General features: G+C 52.6%; 14 protein-coding genes and 4 pseudogenes. 9 read left to right on the forward strand and 9 right to left on the reverse strand.

Annotated elements, in window-relative coordinates:
• The first annotated feature begins 385 nt into the window (after positions 1-385).
• On the forward strand, positions 386-1,537 hold the full coding sequence (locus GWA01_RS04090) for a glycoside hydrolase family 28 protein (protein WP_228118331.1): 1,152 nt from the start codon (positions 386-388) through the stop codon (positions 1,535-1,537).
• Here the strand turns inward: GWA01_RS04090 and GWA01_RS13160 are convergent.
• Positions 1,485-1,624, reverse strand: a pseudogene (locus tag GWA01_RS13160) (IS5/IS1182 family transposase); the annotation flags it as partial. The gene GWA01_RS04090 and the pseudogene GWA01_RS13160 sit on opposite strands and share 53 nt — an antisense overlap.
• 144 nt (positions 1,625-1,768) lie before the next feature.
• On the opposite strand from GWA01_RS13160, the gene GWA01_RS04100 reads away from it, so the two are divergent.
• The 3 genes and pseudogenes from GWA01_RS04100 to GWA01_RS04110 all read left to right on the forward strand — a co-directional run.
• A complete protein-coding gene (locus GWA01_RS04100) occupies positions 1,769-2,440 on the forward strand; it encodes an HAD family hydrolase (RefSeq protein ID WP_146794282.1) in 672 nt (223 codons plus the stop codon).
• Between the two features lie 21 nt (positions 2,441-2,461).
• Positions 2,462-3,460 carry a phosphogluconate dehydrogenase (NAD(+)-dependent, decarboxylating) gene (gene gnd / locus GWA01_RS04105; RefSeq protein WP_146794284.1) on the forward strand — a complete coding sequence of 333 codons (999 nt, stop codon included), beginning with the start codon at positions 2,462-2,464 and terminating at the stop codon, positions 3,458-3,460.
• 210 nt (positions 3,461-3,670) lie between these two features.
• Positions 3,671-4,140, forward strand: a pseudogene (locus tag GWA01_RS04110) (IS5/IS1182 family transposase); the annotation flags it as partial.
• 119 nt (positions 4,141-4,259) lie between these two features.
• On the opposite strand, the gene GWA01_RS04115 reads toward GWA01_RS04110, so the two are convergent.
• Positions 4,260-5,153 (reverse strand): LysR family transcriptional regulator, encoded by an 894-nt coding sequence (locus tag GWA01_RS04115; protein ID WP_146794286.1) that lies wholly within the window; start codon positions 5,151-5,153, stop codon positions 4,260-4,262.
• Positions 5,154-5,302: 149 nt separating this feature from the next.
• Here GWA01_RS04115 and GWA01_RS04120 point away from each other — a divergent pair, with 149 nt between their 5' ends.
• Together GWA01_RS04120 and GWA01_RS04125 are read left to right on the forward strand one after the other, a co-directional pair.
• Positions 5,303-6,286, forward strand: coding sequence for an aldo/keto reductase (locus GWA01_RS04120; protein ID WP_146794288.1), 984 nt, complete (start codon positions 5,303-5,305; stop codon positions 6,284-6,286).
• 24 nt (positions 6,287-6,310) lie between these two features.
• Positions 6,311-7,171 carry an aldo/keto reductase gene (locus tag GWA01_RS04125; protein ID WP_146794290.1) on the forward strand — a complete coding sequence of 287 codons (861 nt, stop codon included), beginning with the start codon at positions 6,311-6,313 and terminating at the stop codon, positions 7,169-7,171.
• A 603-nt stretch (positions 7,172-7,774) separates the two neighbouring features.
• Here GWA01_RS04125 and GWA01_RS13165 read toward each other — a convergent pair.
• From GWA01_RS13165 to GWA01_RS04140, 4 genes and pseudogenes are all read right to left on the reverse strand, one after another.
• Positions 7,775-8,032 (reverse strand): zinc-binding dehydrogenase, encoded by a 258-nt coding sequence (locus tag GWA01_RS13165; RefSeq protein WP_228118332.1) that lies wholly within the window; start codon positions 8,030-8,032, stop codon positions 7,775-7,777.
• Positions 8,022-8,228 (reverse strand): annotated as a pseudogene (locus GWA01_RS13355) (hypothetical protein); the annotation flags it as partial. The gene GWA01_RS13165 and the pseudogene GWA01_RS13355, both read right to left, overlap by 11 nt.
• A 21-nt stretch (positions 8,229-8,249) precedes the next feature.
• Positions 8,250-9,026 (reverse strand): annotated as a pseudogene (locus GWA01_RS13170) (SDR family oxidoreductase); the annotation flags it as partial.
• A 699-nt stretch (positions 9,027-9,725) separates the two neighbouring features.
• A complete protein-coding gene (locus tag GWA01_RS04140; protein ID WP_186819448.1) occupies positions 9,726-10,343 on the reverse strand; it encodes a TetR/AcrR family transcriptional regulator in 618 nt (205 codons plus the stop codon).
• Between the two features lie 100 nt (positions 10,344-10,443).
• On the opposite strand from GWA01_RS04140, the gene GWA01_RS04145 reads away from it, so the two are divergent.
• Positions 10,444-11,556, forward strand: coding sequence for an FAD-dependent monooxygenase (locus GWA01_RS04145; protein ID WP_186819449.1), 1,113 nt, complete (start codon positions 10,444-10,446; stop codon positions 11,554-11,556).
• Positions 11,557-11,705: 149 nt separating this feature from the next.
• Here GWA01_RS04145 and GWA01_RS04150 read toward each other — a convergent pair whose 3' ends face one another.
• Positions 11,706-12,599 (reverse strand): LysR substrate-binding domain-containing protein, encoded by an 894-nt coding sequence (locus GWA01_RS04150; protein WP_146794299.1) that lies wholly within the window; start codon positions 12,597-12,599, stop codon positions 11,706-11,708.
• 98 nt (positions 12,600-12,697) lie between these two features.
• On the opposite strand from GWA01_RS04150, the gene GWA01_RS04155 reads away from it, so the two are divergent.
• Both GWA01_RS04155 and GWA01_RS04160 read left to right on the forward strand, forming a co-directional pair.
• Positions 12,698-13,465, forward strand: a complete 768-nt coding sequence (locus GWA01_RS04155; RefSeq protein WP_228118333.1) for an SDR family NAD(P)-dependent oxidoreductase — start codon at positions 12,698-12,700, stop codon at positions 13,463-13,465.
• A gap of 81 nt (positions 13,466-13,546) precedes the next feature.
• On the forward strand, positions 13,547-14,383 hold the full coding sequence (locus GWA01_RS04160; RefSeq protein ID WP_146794301.1) for an alpha/beta fold hydrolase: 837 nt from the start codon (positions 13,547-13,549) through the stop codon (positions 14,381-14,383).
• Between the two features lie 53 nt (positions 14,384-14,436).
• Here the strand turns inward: GWA01_RS04160 and GWA01_RS04165 are convergent, their stop codons facing one another.
• Both GWA01_RS04165 and GWA01_RS04170 read right to left on the reverse strand, forming a co-directional pair.
• Positions 14,437-14,979 (reverse strand): cytochrome b, encoded by a 543-nt coding sequence (locus GWA01_RS04165; protein WP_146794303.1) that lies wholly within the window; start codon positions 14,977-14,979, stop codon positions 14,437-14,439.
• Positions 14,976-16,070 carry a catalase family peroxidase gene (locus GWA01_RS04170; protein ID WP_146794305.1) on the reverse strand — a complete coding sequence of 365 codons (1,095 nt, stop codon included), beginning with the start codon at positions 16,068-16,070 and terminating at the stop codon, positions 14,976-14,978. Before GWA01_RS04170 ends, GWA01_RS04165 begins: the two co-directional genes overlap by 4 nt.
• Positions 16,071-16,226 lie beyond the last annotated feature (156 nt).

Consider the following 16,226-nt stretch of genomic DNA (forward strand, 5'->3'; position numbering starts at 1 on the left):
TGGACTGGTGGAATTATCTCCTTCTTATTGTTCGCTATATCCCGGGTGGCATATTTGTTTTCCTCGCTAACATTATGTGCCTAAGCCGTTAAGACTTATGATTGATTATATTCGTCGGTTTCATGCAGGAGCATGACATTCTGTACTTTATTGTGTTAATTGGATGCAATTTATGAGATCTTATTCTAATTGCTTACGGATGTTCTCGGTAGGAGCTTTCTTAAGTTTCCCAGTGCTTTGTCACGCAAATTCTTCTCGCTGTGATCCTGTCACATATGGTGCACGGCATGACGGCCGCACAAATGACGGACCATCCATTCAACGTGCTATCACTGCCTGTAGCGAGGCTGGCGGTGGCGTGGTGTCGTTGGTGTCAGGAATATGGTTGAGCGGACCGTTGTCTCTCAAAAATCACGTCACGCTGAATTTGGAGCAGGAAAGTACCCTTCTGGGGAGTTCGGACACTCATCTTTTCTACTGGGCCTTTCTGGGGAAAGCTGCGCAGCCCGGTGAAGCCCTCATCTCTGCGATTGATGTTCAGGATGTGGCCATAACCGGTCAGGGCCATATTGATGGAAATGGCGCCGCTGTCTGGTGGCCCCAAGCCGTGCGAGCCCATAAGACGCAGACCACAGGTCCTTTACCTTATGGTCCAGACTATCCGGGAGTTCCTGCTGCTAATGGTCTGCCGCGGCCCTGGCTGATTGAGTTTTCGCATGTGCAGCATGGAAGGATCTCAGGCGTTACGGCGACCAATTCTCCGATGTGGACGGTCGTTGTAAGGGAGTCCAGCCAGATCAGGATTGACCATCTTACGATCCGCAACCCTGCCTCGTCTCGGAATACTGATGGCATTGATCTTGTCTCCTCAGATCATGTCACGATGAGCAATCTCGATATCGCGACAGGGGATGACAATATTGCCATCAAGTCCGGCTTGACGCAGCCGGGCCGAACGACGAGCGATATCAACATCACACACTCTCGCTTCGGTGAAGGGCACGGTCTGTCTATTGGCAGCGAACTGGCCAATGGGGCTCATCATATTAGAATTTCTGATGTCTCGTTTCAGAACACACTGTCCGGACTGCGGATTAAGTCTGGGCGGGATCGTGGGGGAGATATTGGCTGGATTAGTGCGGAACACCTAACGATGGATCATGTCCGGGTTCCGCTGTCGATCAGTGATTATTATGCAGGGCAGCCCGGGGGAACACAGCAGACTGTCTCGATGACCGATCCTGCCGCCCCGTTAACGTCAACGACCCCGCATATTCACGATGTCACTATTGCGGATTTGAGAGCGACAAATGCGGAGATTGCGGGTGTTGTGTTGGGTTTGCCCGAGGCACCGATTGAGCGCTTGACCTTGAGGAATGTTCGACTATCGGCTCGGAAGGGGCTTCAGTTTAGTCATGTTAGTGGACATACTCATGGAAGTACGCTCACAGTTCAAATGTCTTCAGTTCTTCAGTGTGGATCTAGCCCGACATCGGCAGATAGGCTGCGCTGCGCAGGGTTACATCAAAGCGATTGAATAGACCATTGATCGCACTTGTCTGCGCCAGGCTCTCGTAAAGCAGCCAGACCGTTTAGCATCCGATGCCCGATCTGAAAGCCCTACAGCAAAAGACGCATAGACGAACACGCTCCTAAAACACGATACTATCATGATAGACAAAAGAATATAAATTTTCAATATTGAACAACAATTTTTTTATTATTAATATTAAAAAAATCAAAAATTACAGAATTTGGAGATATTGTCATGAACAATAAAAATATAGATCTAGTTATATTTGACTGTGACGGAGTATTAGTTGGGGGAGAATCTCTTTCTACAGAATTAATGGCAAACGAAGCTCGAAAATATGGATGGAATATTACAAACGCCCAAGCGGATAAGATTTTTTCCGGCGGAGAGCTGAAGAAGATTGGCGAGTTAATTGCCGAGAAAAGTGGTTCAAAAATTCCTGACGATTGGGCCGTCATGATGGAACGTAAAATTGCAGAAATGATGCGTACTCAAGCCGTTACGGTCGATGGTGCCGAAGATATGCTGCAGGACATCATTGCGCTGGATCTGCCCATTCGCGTGGGTTCCAATTCTTCCACATGCGAAATGGATGCAAAATTTTCAAAAACAGGCCTTGATCAGATTATTCAAAAAGATCGAATTCATTCTGCTCGCGACCTGAATATTCCCAAACCAAACCCTGATATTTATCTTCATGCTGCTCAAGAAGAAGGCGTTCCTCCAGAGGCCTGCATTGTTCTCGAGGATTCGGATGCGGGCGTGGAAGCTGCTGTGCGAGCAGGTATGACCTGTGTTCTGCTGCGTGATGCAGAAAAACCTGATCCAAAATTTGGTGACGTGATCCGAATTGATCACCTTTCCCAGTTCGCTGGCGTTGTGCAATCCATTGCAAGCAATCTCTGAGCGCAGGTAGGTTTATCATTGATGCGTATTGGAATTGTTGGTTTGGGACGCATGGGGGGCAATATCGCCGTGCGCCTCACACGTCATGGTCATAATGTCGTCGTGCATGACCGCACTGAGACGGTTACGCACGCTGTCGTAGCGCGTGCCGAAGCAGAACATGCCACCGGTGTGAGCAGTCTTGAGGCACTTGTAAAAAACCTTGAAGGTGAGACACATCGCGTTATCTGGGTTATGCTGCCTGCGGGAGCTATTACCGAGGCCTGTATCAAAGAACTTGGAAACCTTCTGAGCTGCGGCGATATCATTATCGATGGCGGAAATACCTACTACAAGGATGATATCCGCCGTGCTGAAGCACTAGCCCTAAAAGGCATATCGTACATTGATGTGGGAACATCCGGAGGTATATGGGGGCTCGAGCGTGGTTACTGCATGATGTATGGCGGTCCGAAAAACGCTACAGAATATATCGATCCAATTCTTGCCGCTCTGGCGCCCGGAAAAGGCGATATTCCGTTAACACCAAATCGTAACGTCACAGATCTCGATCCACGTGCTGAACAAGGCTATCTGCATTGCGGGCCGCCTGGGTCAGGACACTTTGTGAAGATGGTCCATAACGGTATCGAATACGGGATGATGCAGGCTTTCGCTGAAGGCTTCGACATCATGAAGAGTAAGAATTCACCCCTTCTGGCGCAATCCGATCGCTTTGACCTGAACGTCGCTAATATCGCGGAAGTCTGGCGCCGTGGTAGCGTCGTCTCCTCGTGGCTTCTGGATCTGACAGCTGAGGCGCTGGCTAAATCAGGAGAACTCACCGAGTTTTCAGGCGAAGTCTCTGACTCGGGAGAAGGCCGATGGACGATCGAAGCGGCTATTGAAGAAGACGTTCCTGCACCGGTCATGACCGCAGCTCTGTTTACCCGGTTCCGTTCACGTTCAGGAAATAGCTTTGGCGAAAAAATCCTTTCCGCTCAGCGTTTTGGTTTTGGCGGCCATGTCGAACCGAAGTAATATAAATCATTTCTTTATCGTATCGGATAAAGCGCTGCGCCTTGCTTGAAAGAATTTCTTTCATCACGCCCTAAATTGCTGAGCTTTTCTACGACGCCGTTTCGGTAAAGGCATATTGCATGTTCTCCGGGCGGAGGTGAGGGGCGAAAACCTCTTGGCTTTAGGGGCGTTCTTCGTAATTGCATCCTTGGTGTGATGACGGAACGCCCCCCCACAATGGATCTTGCCATTTTGTTCTTTGGCTACAAATTGCATGTTCCTATCGAACAAAAATTTCGGCTGATTCAGAAATGTAGGACGACGAATGCCGCTGCCAGTGACTGTGTGCGATCAAGTGAGGGCTTGCTGGATACAACCAATACAGCCTCAGCGGTGTGGGCGAACACGGCCTGTCGTTCAAAAGCAAATGAAGATTTCATGGACAGCAGGGCTTTGTCTCAAAAGTCTATAGGAAAAAGCCGCACCTCACACCGATGCTCTGACATGTATAAAAATCGAATGCTGGAAAGTCAGTGATCTATTCACGTGTCGAGAATATGTTTGCTGATCAGAAGTCACAGACTGGGCTGATTGTCCGAACCGTTGGCATCACCTTGGCCACAATGAGGATTGGCCTTACCAATATCGTCTACAATGTACGCTGCATTTTCTGCCCGAAGAGGATGAACGCGAGCGCGTAGTAATTCAGCGTGGGAAGCCTCACTCTGCTCGAAACATAGATCGAATGCCATCACGGCAATCATCGATCAACGCTTCTTTGATCCTTCCACTTAGGAGTTTTGCCCGGAACAAATCTCATTCATCTCTTATAACGCAAAGCATCCAGCACAAGGTTGAATGCTGGCGAAGGCTGACGCCTGCTTGGGTAATATAAATAATAGCCGTCGAATGGCTCGCACCATTCTTCAAGAACTCGCACTAGGTTTCCTGAAAAAAGGTGATCTTTCACATGATCTTCGAGCATAAAAGCAATGCCGTGGCCGGTGAGTGCAGCTTCTACAATCAGATTGATATCGTTGAACACCAGTTGTCCTTGCGTTTTAACCCGGATTTCTTTTCCATCGCGCTCAAACTCCCAAGCATATAGTCCACCGGAAGTCGACAGGCGCAGATTAATGCAGCTGTGCTGTGCAAGATCGTACGGTGTCTCCGGAATGGTCTTTCCGCTTAGGTACGATGGCGAGGCCACAGCAGCCATCCGAAGGCGTGGACTGATTGGGATCGCAATCATGTCCTGCTCCAGTCTTTCTCCCAGTCTTATCCCGGCGTCATATCGCTCAGCCACGATATCGACGAGGCCGCTTTCGATATTGATTTCCACGTTGATGTCAGGATTTTCGGCTGTGAGACGATTAATAGCTGGCCAGAGCAATGTGTTCGCCGCGTGAGAACTTGTCGTGATCCGAACAGTGCCAGCAGGGCGGTCCCGCAATTCGGTCAGTGCGACAAGCTTCTGATCAATATCCTGAAGAGCAGGACGCAGTGTTTCTATAAGGCGTTCACCAGCCAGTGTAGGCGCGACACTCCGGGTTGTACGCGTAAGGAGCCGTAGGCCAAGTCTGGCTTCGAGCCGCCGAAGAGAGTGGCTGAGCGCAGATTGTGAAATACCAAGCTTTCCTGCGGCCTTGGTAAAACTGCCCTCATCAGCAACTGCCATGAACATGGCCAGACTTCCAAGCTCTTCACGCCGCATTGTGCTCAGGCCTTCTCACTGGTTTCATGACTAAAAATCATAAACCTAAGAAATTTACCTTGTCTAATAGATTGATGAGTCTGAGCTTATGATCTGCTTGTTCAGAGCCTTGGCAGAGGCACAAGGATTAACACGCAGGATCAAGAAACATGCAGAAACGTCTGTTGGGCCAAAGTGGTCTGGAAGTATCAGCGCTTGGGTTGGGCTGCATGGGCCTGAGCTATGGCTATGGCCCTGCCATCGACCGCAATGATGCTATTACTCTTATCCGAGCAGCTTATGAGCGTGGGGTCACTTTCTTTGATACTGCCGAAGCTTACGGACCCGGCATTAATGAGGAAGTCGTTGGGGAGGCGCTTGAGCCGGTTCGTGATCAGGTTGTGATCGCCACCAAGTTTGGTTTCGTAAACGGCGTGCCAGCACAGGGATTGAATAGTCGGCCGGAGCGTATTCGACAGGTTGCGGATGACGCCCTGAAGCGCCTGCGGACTGACAGAATTGACCTCTTTTATCAGCATCGTGTCGACCCGAACGTGCCGGTCGAAGATGTTGCGGGAACGGTGAAAGATCTTATCGCAGCGGGGAAGGTTAAGCATTTTGGCATGTCTGAAGCCGGGACGGATTCAATCCGTCGTGCACATGCCGTACAGCCGGTTGCGGCACTCCAGAGTGAATATTCAATGTTCTGGCGCGAACCTGAATTGGAAATCATGCCGCTCCTTGAAGAACTGGGTATCGGCTTCGTGCCATTTGCGCCTCTTGGCAAAGGTTTTTTGACTGGAAAACTCGATCCAAAGGTCGTGTTCGCCAAAGATGACTTTCGCAGCTCTGTTCCTCGTTTTCAGGGAGATGCACTGGCCGCGAACCAAGCTCTTGTTGATCTTGTCAAAGTCATCGCATCTGAAAAATCATGCACGCCTGCACAGATCGCTTTGGCGTGGCTTTTGGCTCAAAAAACTTGGATTGTTCCCATTCCCGGTACAACCAAGCTTCACCGCCTTGAAGAAAATCTAGGAGGAACTGGTGTCATTCTGACACAGAATGATCTGGCACGCATTGAGCAGTCCCTTAACAACATCCCGCTTCAAGGCGAGCGTTATCCTGCCTCATATCAGAACCTAATTAACCGCTAAGCTACTGTTGCAAAGAGAATAATCATGACTATCACCACGCCTGCCGTGATATTGAATAATGGTATCCAGATGCCGTCTCTTGGCTTCGGTGTATTTCAGGTTCCTGACCCGGCCGAGTGTGAACGCAGCGTTCGGGACGCCATTGATGTCGGCTATCGGCTGCTCGATACAGCAACCTCCTATGGAAATGAGGAAGCAGTTGGTCATGCGATCCGCAACCATGGGATCGACCGCAGCGATTTATTCGTCACTACCAAACTCTGGATTGAAGATGCTAGCTATGAGGGAGCCAAGGCTGCTTTTGAGCGCTCGTTGAACAAACTTCAGACGGACTATCTCGATCTCTGGTTGATCCATCAACCATACGGGGACGTCTATGGGGCATGGCGCGCAATGGAAGAACTGTATCGTGCGGGCCGTATCCGGGCGATCGGCGTCAGCAACTTCTATCCTGATCGACTGGTGGATTTCGTGCTGCACAACGAAATCACACCTGCGATCAATCAGATTGAACTGCATCCTTTTCATCAGCAACACGATGCACTGGAAATCCTAAAGCAATATGATGTTCAGGCAGAAGCATGGGGACCGTTTGCAGAAGGGCGAAATGGGCTGTTCTCGAATGACGTGCTTCAGTCCATTGCACAGAAGCATACCAAAACTATCGCTCAGGTCGTGCTCCGTTGGTTGAACCAGCGTGGAATTGTCGCAATCCCGAAGTCAGTTAAAAAAGAGCGTATTGCCGAAAACTTCGCTATTTTCGACTTTGCGTTGGACGATGCTGATGTTGAGGCAATTGCCACGCTTGATCAGAAAGTCAGTAGTTTCTTCGATCACCGCGATCCGGAGAAAGTCCGCTGGCTGGGGACGAGAAAGTTAGGGTGAAAGGTTTCTTTTCAGAGTTGTCCGCCTCGCCTGCATTCAGATTGCTGCGTACTCTAGAGAAATAGAGAAGATATTTTTTCAACAATGCCAACTAAAGAGGATGTTCGAGTATCGGCAATTTCGCTCATCACCGGATATGCTTATTACCCCCCCCAAGTCAGTCGTAACTCCGATAAATGATTCCAATACAGCGTGGGTTGAAATGTACCTCGTAGAAATGGTTAGAGACGATCAGATTTGCTTTCCGGCATCAAAATTTATTCTTGGTTGAGTGTCTGTGGACAATGCCTCGAAAAGACTTTTACGGTTTTTTGTGGCAAGGCCTGCCTTGTGGGTGAAGCGTCCCTTCTGTCGGAAGACGGACATTCATCTATCACTGAGAAGACAGGCAGATCAGGCCCTGCTACTACCCGACACTTTCGTCCCCGGATCAGTAGTGCGACAGCTTTCGGCCAGTTTGGGCCTTCATGAAGCCTACGGTAAACTACCGCTCACATCGCAAGCGGTAGTTTACTGGCCAAAATTATAAAGCCTGGAACGAGTATTGGCGCATGCGCCTTATATCACTATGCCAGTGCAGGAGTTCGATCTCACTGAGATGCTTCAATCCAGCGTGAGTACGATCTTACCGAACTGGCTGTTCGCCTCGAGGTAGCGATAAGCTTCTACGACTTCCTCGAAGGCGAAGGTGCGGGCGATCTGAGCCTGGAAATGTCCGGCACTCAAGCCTTCGTTGATGAAGGCCTTGGCACGCTCCAGCTTGACGTCGTCGCCGGTGACTTCGATGAATTCGTATCCCCTGACCATCGGTAAGCCGGAGGATCTCACGCTCGATGTCACCCGCGCCAGTCTGTAATACATGCACAAAACCGGCCCTCTTCAATTCATCGATTTTCCCACCCTTGCGGGTGATCGCGATCGGAGTGGCGCCGACATGCTTGGCAATCTGCATCGCGGCAAGGCCGACGCTGCTTGACGCAGCTCCCAGCACGACGAAGTCACCCGCCCCGAGGTTTGCGATGTCGATCAACGCGCCCCAGGCTGTCGTGAAGGGCATCCGGGTCGTTGCGACATTCTCTCAGCGCACGCCATCGGGTAGCTTCACGACTGCGCGGGCTGGAGCGATCGCTTGATCCGCGAACATTGCATATTCGTCAAACATGAAAGCAGGGATGACGGCGCCGGTGATGTAATGGGTACGCGGCGATGCCAGGAACGAGACCATGTTGGCGACGTCCTGCGGCTCGCCAAAATCGCGCAGTACGATCTCTCGCTCGGCGAACGTACGGCGCTCGTCACCGGGATAGAGACGGCGGATCTGAGCGGTATCGATCAACCCAGGTTGGACGCAGTTCACGGTGATGCCGTGCTTTCCGATCTGTTCGGACAGGCCCTTCGATCAGATAACGAGGCCGGCCTTTGCGACCATCGCGGTATTGACGACCTCGGGTTCCAAGTTACCCGTCACACTGACGATCGCGCCCGACTTCCGCTCGAGGAAATTCGGGAGCAACGCCTGAGTGAGTTGGCGGTGGCGATCGAAATTGAGCGTCATGCCCTCGACCCAATGCGCTTCCGGAGCATCGATTTCCATCGGGCGGCTGCCGCCAGCGTTGTTGATCAGGATGTCGACGTGACCAAGCGCAGCGAGCGTCGCATCGGCGACCCTCTGTGGACCGTCCACGGCCATGAAGTCCTGCACGAGCAGGGTCGGTGCGGTGTCGCCGACGGCCATGACCTCGCTCTTAAGGCTTTCAAGCAGCGTTATGTTACGGGCGGCGGCGAAGACGGCCACGCCTTCCCCCGCCAGAGTTGCTGCGATCGCGCGGCCGAGGCCTTGGCTGGCGCCGGTGACGAGAGCCGTCTTTCCCCGAAGTGGACGTGTCCCGGTTTACCTCCGGACCTTTAAGACCGAAGATGGTCATGAAGGAGATGTGGAATAATGAGAAGTTATGCCTCGAGAATCTTTTGCTGAAGGAGGAGAGGGAGCAGCTAAAAAAAGCGACACAGTTCGTCGCGAACCAAAGATCGTGAGGTTTGCGTTCATTGCGCGATATTGCGGTCTATTTTCCTGTGAACGGGTCTATCTGTTGTTTGGTGTAAGCGACCTAGGGTTGAAGGCCTGGTAACGGCGTCCGGTATGTGCCTGCAAAAAAGACAGGATGACATTCTGATGGTCCATATCGGCGCCATTCACGCTCAGAACAGGCGACGTTATGGACATCTCCATATCACAGAAGAGCTCAGGGCTCGTGGATTTTCTGCGTGACATCGCCGTGTAGGACGGCTGATGCCGTAAGTCCGGATTGGACGAGGATTTGCGGCCAATAGTTAAGATATCAGCGTCATGCCCGACGCGTGCCGTATCGGACACCTGATGCCCATAGCCGTTGGGATGATCATAGGAGCGGCCGACTCATCCGACGGCATATTGATGACGTACACTCAGATCTTTGCCAGTTTCCTAGCGAACGCTACATTGCCGTTGGCAGCCTAGCGCCTTGAGCGACAAACTCAGTTGCCGTGGACGGACAGCTTATACATGTTGAAGACATTAATCTGGCCATGTCGCTAGCAGAATTGAGGGAAGCGCCGTCTCGATAAAGGTGCCGATCGGGTCTGGTGTCTCGAACAAGAGCGCAGGCCGGCCTTCTATGACCATATGCGCTAGCCCGTGGGCGGTCGCCATCGCACTGGCCATGTACGGACGAAAGATCCGTTTCTGCGGATCTGGTGGTTCGTACCCGAAGTAGGCAGCAGCGGCATGTTCATATGATGCCATCGCCTCAAAGGCAGCTTGCATCAAATTAGGATCTTTGAAGTCGATCAGGTCAACGCGGCAGATCAGGCGGAACAATCCAGGATGAAGCGCCGCAAATTTTACATAACCCAAACCCTGTGTTCGAAGGTCCTGAGCGGGTATACCAGATGACGGGAGAGTATTCAGTTCGGCTCCAAGCTTTTCGAAAGTCCGGATGGCAATAGCTGTCAAAAGCCCCTTGGTGCCACTGAAATGGTGCGATGGAGCTCCGGGAGAGACGCCAGCAGACTTGGCGGCCTTCCTTAATGTAAATCCTTCGACGCCTTCGGCCCGGATGATCTCCTCCGACGCCTCAATAAGCGCTGCTTTCAGATCCCCATGATGGTAGCTGCTCCGTGTTGCCGTGCTCATTCCGTCTCCTCGTTGGTGATATAAACATCGTTCAGATTGATGATTACTGTTATCTATGCAATGTTCAAATGAAGCAAGCCACTCCATCGGAATACGTTATATGACACAGCGCGCACTGATCGTAGGCCTCGGTATTGGCGGTATGTCTGCCGCTATCGCTTTGAAGCGTCAGGGTTGGATGCCAGTGATTATTGAACGTGCTCCGGAGCGGCGAAAAGGTGGCTATTTCATCGGTCTGCGCGATGAAGGCAAAAATGCCGCCTCGGCTTTAGGCGTGCTGGATGTCATGGAAAAAAGAACCCCGGAAAACATTCGTTTCTGGGATGTGCGTAAGGATGGCACCCGCAGGCGCATTGCCGATCTGACGCAAGAGACAAACGCGCCGATTGCCGTGCTGCGAGGGGATATCGAAGAAGCTCTCTGGTCCGGAGTTGAAGGAAAGGTGGACGTTCGGTTCAGCACTGTCTCCGTGGCGATCGTGAATGGTGCCATGCAGGCTCAGGTTAAACTCCAAACAGAAGGTGGTGGTGAAACGACGGAAACCTATGATCTTGTAATCGGTGCTGACGGGGTTCGCTCGACCGTCCGCAAGCTGGTTTTTGGACCGGATGAAGCATTTTTCCACTCGATTGGCACGATGCTGTGTGCTTTTCCGCTGGCGCGACCCGTTGAGGGCTTCGAAGCTGGCGATGGTCTTATGGTCGCAGACGTAAAGCGTACTCTGACCGTGTTTCCGCTGGAAGGACGCCCCTCAACTGCACTTTTCTCATACCGAACCAGAAATCCGGAAAGAGCTTCGAGAAAAGACCCGCTTTCTACGCTGCGTCAGATATTTTCCGACCTGGACGTGGGCGGGCTTATTCCCAAAGCTCTTGAGGATCTGGGAACAATGGACGACTTCCTTTTTGATTCCGTTCAGATGGTCAAAATGCCCCGTTGGTCGAGAGGTCGTGTCCTGCTTCTGGGCGCTTTAGCCGGGATGCTTGGTGGACAGGTCCTCGGTGACGCTTTCGCGGCTTGCCCGCAGGATGTTGATAGTGCGCTGAAAATGTTCGAGGCCCGGATGCGTCCATTTATCCGCAAGCATCAGAGATTCATCGCCCTGCGCTCCCAGTTGTTCGTGCCATCAAACCGCTTTTCGCTCTGGGGGCGCCGTGTTCTATGGCAGATCCTCCTGCGCTCTAGAAAATACTGCTCCCGCAAGAGTGCATGAAGAAGGGAACAGCAGAGTGGTTTGCTACTTTCTTTCTCCGGAACTAACTGTTTATTCTACGCTGTGGGATTAGACAGGCAGTAGTCGTCTACATAGATGATATTATCCCTGTGATTAAAAAAAGCCTTTTTACCGCAAGCGCACAGCACTTACAGACGCTTGGGAAATCCAGAGGCGAGGTAATCGATGAACGCACGCACTGCGGACGGTAGCCCCCGCCGCGTCGTAAATACGAGATGGACAATTCCTTCTGGCCCCGTCCAGTCTGGCAGTATATGGACCAACTGACCGCTCTCCAGTGGCTCCCGAACAAAATGATCCGGAAGCCAGGCAATTCCGAGTCCCGCAATCGCCACATCCTTTACCATATTCATATCCTGAGAGCCGAACCGGGGTATCCGGCGTATTTCGTGGGTCTCGCCATGCGCATTCATTAAGGGCCAGACGCACTCTGTTATCTCGTCGCTTGTTGTTAATAGCGATGTCGTCTCTAGATCATGCAGGCTTCTGATATTCGCCGCTACGCGTGGATGCGCGACTAAAATACGTACGGATCGCCCTAGCGTACGCATGGTCAAAGCTGCATCTGAGGTCAGTGTCAGGCGAACCCGCAATGCGAGGTCGATGCGCTCCTCTATCAGATCCACTGGTCGATCCACCGCCAGAAGTTGCAAGCGCACCTTTGGATGGCGATCCAGAAATTCTGTCATCAAATGGCTGATTACGGCGACCATACCTGTCGGACAGCTAAACCGAACGACGCCCGCTGGCTCAGCCTGAGCCGCGCTGATGACTGCCTCTGCTGCTTCTGCTTCATCCAGCATAGTCCGGCAGCGCTCATAAAATGCCCGACCAAGATCCGTGACGCGAAAACGCCTGCTGGATCGCTCGATTAGTCGTGTACCGAGGCGGTTTTCCAGCTCGGCAATGCGACGGCTGAGTTTTGACTTCGGCTCGTGCAACGCGCGCGATGCAGCTGAAAAGCCGCCATGCGCGACCACCGCTACGAAATACGCATAATCGTTGAGATCCCGCCGCTCCATCGTTCCTCTTTCTGAACGCTGTGTGTCAATATTGCCATCTACAGCAATGATCGTTCCAATGTCATCTATTTCCTACCGGCGCAAACGGAGCGCTGAGAATGAAGGATAGAACAATGGCTTACGGATTTGATGGCAAGGTCGTTATCGTAACAGGCGGCACCAGTGGTATTGGTCTGGCTACCGCCAAAGCTTTTGCGGATGAAAGCGCGTTTGTCTTCATCACTGGTAGACGACAGGAGGCACTCGATGCCGCTGTTACTGAGATCGGCGGTAAGGTGACGGGCGTACGCGGCGATATGGGCCGTCTGGACGACATTGACCGTCTATATGATGCCGTCCAGCAGGCACACAGCCAGATCGATGTTATCTTCGCCAATGCTGGCGGTGGAGAATTTGCACCACTTGGCGCTATTTCTGAAGAACATTACCAGTCCACTTTCGACAGTAACGTCAAGGGCGTACTCTTTACAGTACAGAAGGCGCTTCCTCTGCTTCGTGATGGGGCTTCGATCGTACTGAATGCGTCGAATGTCAGTGCAGCAGGCACGCCTGCTCTGAGTGTGTATGCAGCGACGAAGGCGGCGGTGCGTAGTTTTGCCCGAAACTGGATCCTCGACCTCAAGGATCGCCATATTCGAGTCAATGCGATCAGTCCGGGTGTAACCGATACGGCAGGATTGAATCAATTGTTTGGCGGTGGTGAGCAGGCCGAAGGGACCAAGGCTTATCTCGCAGGTCTGATCCCGTCAGGTCGTGTTGCTCAGCCGCAAGAAATCGCCCGCTCTGTTCTGTTTCTGGCATCTGACGAAGCCAGTTTCATAAATGGTGTCGAACTCTACGTCGACGGTGGTCAGAAGCAGATCTGATCACCATCGAAACCGCTCCCGGGTGTGTCCCCGGGGCGGTCCAGTGCCAATCGCGACTATCTAAATTTTGGAGAGATAATCATGGCGTTCGTTACCACCAAAGATGATGTCGAGATTTTCTACAAGGACTGGGGCCCTAAAGACGCCCGTCCTATAATGTTTCATCATGGCTGGCCCCTCTCGTCTGATGATTGGGATGCCCAGATGCTGTTCTTTTTGCAGCGCGGGTTTCGCGTGGTAGCTCATGATCGTCGCGGTCACGGGCGCTCCGGGCAGGTCTCGGAAGGGCACGACATGGATCACTATGCATCAGACGCATTCGCGGTCGTCGAAGCACTGGACCTTCGGAATGTCGTGCATATCGGGCATTCTACTGGAGGCGGCGAAGTTGCGCGTTATGTTGCTAAGTACGGTCAGCCGTCTAGCCGTGCCGCCAAAGCCGTTCTGGTCGGCGCCGTGCCGCCGTTGATGCTGCGCACTGAAGCAAATCCTGAGGGACTACCGATGGAGGTGTTCGATGGCTTCCGCACCGCCCTTACTACCAACAGGGCGCAGTTCTTCCGTGATGTTCCGGGCGGTCCGTTCTACGGATTCAATCGTGATGGTGTTAACCAGCAGGAGGCCGTCATTCAAAACTGGTGGCGTCAGGGAATGATGGGGAGCGCCAAGGCTCACTATGAGGGCATTAAGGCCTTTTCCGAAACGGACCAGACTGAAGACCTTAAGAGTATCACGATACCAACGCTCGTGCTGCATGGGGAAGACGACCAGATCGTCCCGATCGCTGATTCGGCATTAAAGTCGGTTGAATTACTCGCCCACGGCACTCTTAAAACCTATCCCGGCTTTTCGCACGGGATGCTGACAGTCAATGCGGAGGTACTAAATGCGGACCTCCTCGCGTTTGTTGAAAGCTGACGTCACAAGCAGAACCATGGCTTCGTTGCCGTGGTTCTGCTTGTGAGATGTGATTACGGTTTTTCCCGCCATAGCATGCTGCGTAGTACGCCATCGCGCCGGATCAAGCCATGAAACAAGGCTGCGGCGATATGTGCCAGAACAACACCAAATAGTAGGAAAGCCAGCACGGTATGTGTCCATCTGAGCCACGCCCAGAGCATCGGGTCGTGCGGCAGGATCGGTGGTAGAAGCACGGACTGCCCCAATAGCGGAATGGGATAGGCACCGGCCGACAGCATCCCCCATCCGACAAGCGGCAAAGCGATCATCAATGCATAAAGTAGAACATGCGATGCGTGGGCTCCAAGTTTCATCACCGGCGGCAAATCCCGTGGCAACGGAGGGGGAGGCGTGTGCAACCGGTTTCCTAGACGCAATATGGCAAGGACCAAAATTGCGCTCCCTAATGGGCGATGCAGAGCCACCAGCCGGTCATAATCAGCTCCAACAGTCGAGGCCATAGACACGCCGATAAGGAGCATGGCGAGGATCATCACGGCCATGACCCAGTGCAGTACGCGCGACGGTAGGGCGAAGGATGCCACGGTTTTCATGACTTTTTGTCTTTCGCGTTGGCCGACGGGATCGTCATTTCATGTGAAATGGCAGGGGCGGTCGGGTGCTCGCCGGAACGCAGATAAAACGAGCGCATATAGACCGCGGATCGTGCAGGTAGGATCGGATCGGCAGACGGCATTATGCCCTTGGGCAGAACAAGCGGATCGAACGTTATGCCGGTGCATGCACCGTTTTCCTCGCTCTCGATACCTGTCAGGGTCAACGTTCCGGCATCAATTTGTCGATCATCCTGTGACCATTCCTTGCTCGGGTTGTCGATTGCGTCATCTTTGCTCGCTAGAGTCACCATCAAGCGCCACTGAAGCGGATGGGCGTGAATATCATCAATGATCTGATGGAAGAGATAATCGTGATCGTTCGCATGACTACCGTCAGGCACGGCGGGTTGCACCGGGACCATGGCCCAACGTATGGCTGTCTTCGTTCCGCCTTCCGCGACAAGCAGGAAACTGTCGAGACTGTAATAGGTATCGTCGCCAAAGCCCGACGAAACAGTTCGTTGGCCGATCTGTACCATCGCAGGTTGCAACCAAGGGTGGCCTGTAAGGAATGCCCGCATGCGTGCGGGATCGGGCTTTCCCGTTGTCGGATCTGGGCGTGCTGCAAGCTGAAGGTCGTGGAATTCCTGCGGTGTTCCGACTGGGAAGACGGGAATATCGTTGATTCCCATACGCCATTCCTGTCCGTCGGATGGGCTCAGACGCAAGGCCATGCTGCGGACCTTTCCAGGAGCGTCAGCCTGATATGGCAAGCCCCCGGCAAGTGCGAAACGCCCAATTACTGGAACGCGTGCCTTCTGCAGAACTGTGGCTGTTGAGAGGATGGAGGCGTTACCGTTTCCGTCAAACCATCCTGTCACGCAGATGCCTTTCGCGTGGTTGCGGCGGAAGCCAGACTGCATGCCACCCCCTTTCTGCAACGCATCCAGCATGGCGGCCTGCGTCAGACGAGAAGGTGTCAGCCACCCGCCAGCCCAGAGAAAGGAAAGCATGAGAACAGCTGGGAGCGCGACCACACCGAGCCAGCGCAAAATGGAAGCAAGCGTGGCATGAGCGTTCGTCTTCATTTTTTCGGTCCTCTCACATCGTCTGGGGGTAAAGACGATCGAGCGGGCGCATCTATTCCCTCCGAGTGAAACTATTTAGCGAAAACATTTCTGTCTTGCCATTTGGCGAGGAATAAACTGGCGCACCTAAGCGTCCATATTCAGGAGGATTAGAAT

Origin of the sequence: Gluconobacter wancherniae NBRC 103581 (genome assembly GCF_007988885.1) — a bacterium.
In the GTDB taxonomy this organism is placed as follows: domain Bacteria; phylum Pseudomonadota; class Alphaproteobacteria; order Acetobacterales; family Acetobacteraceae; genus Gluconobacter; species Gluconobacter wancherniae.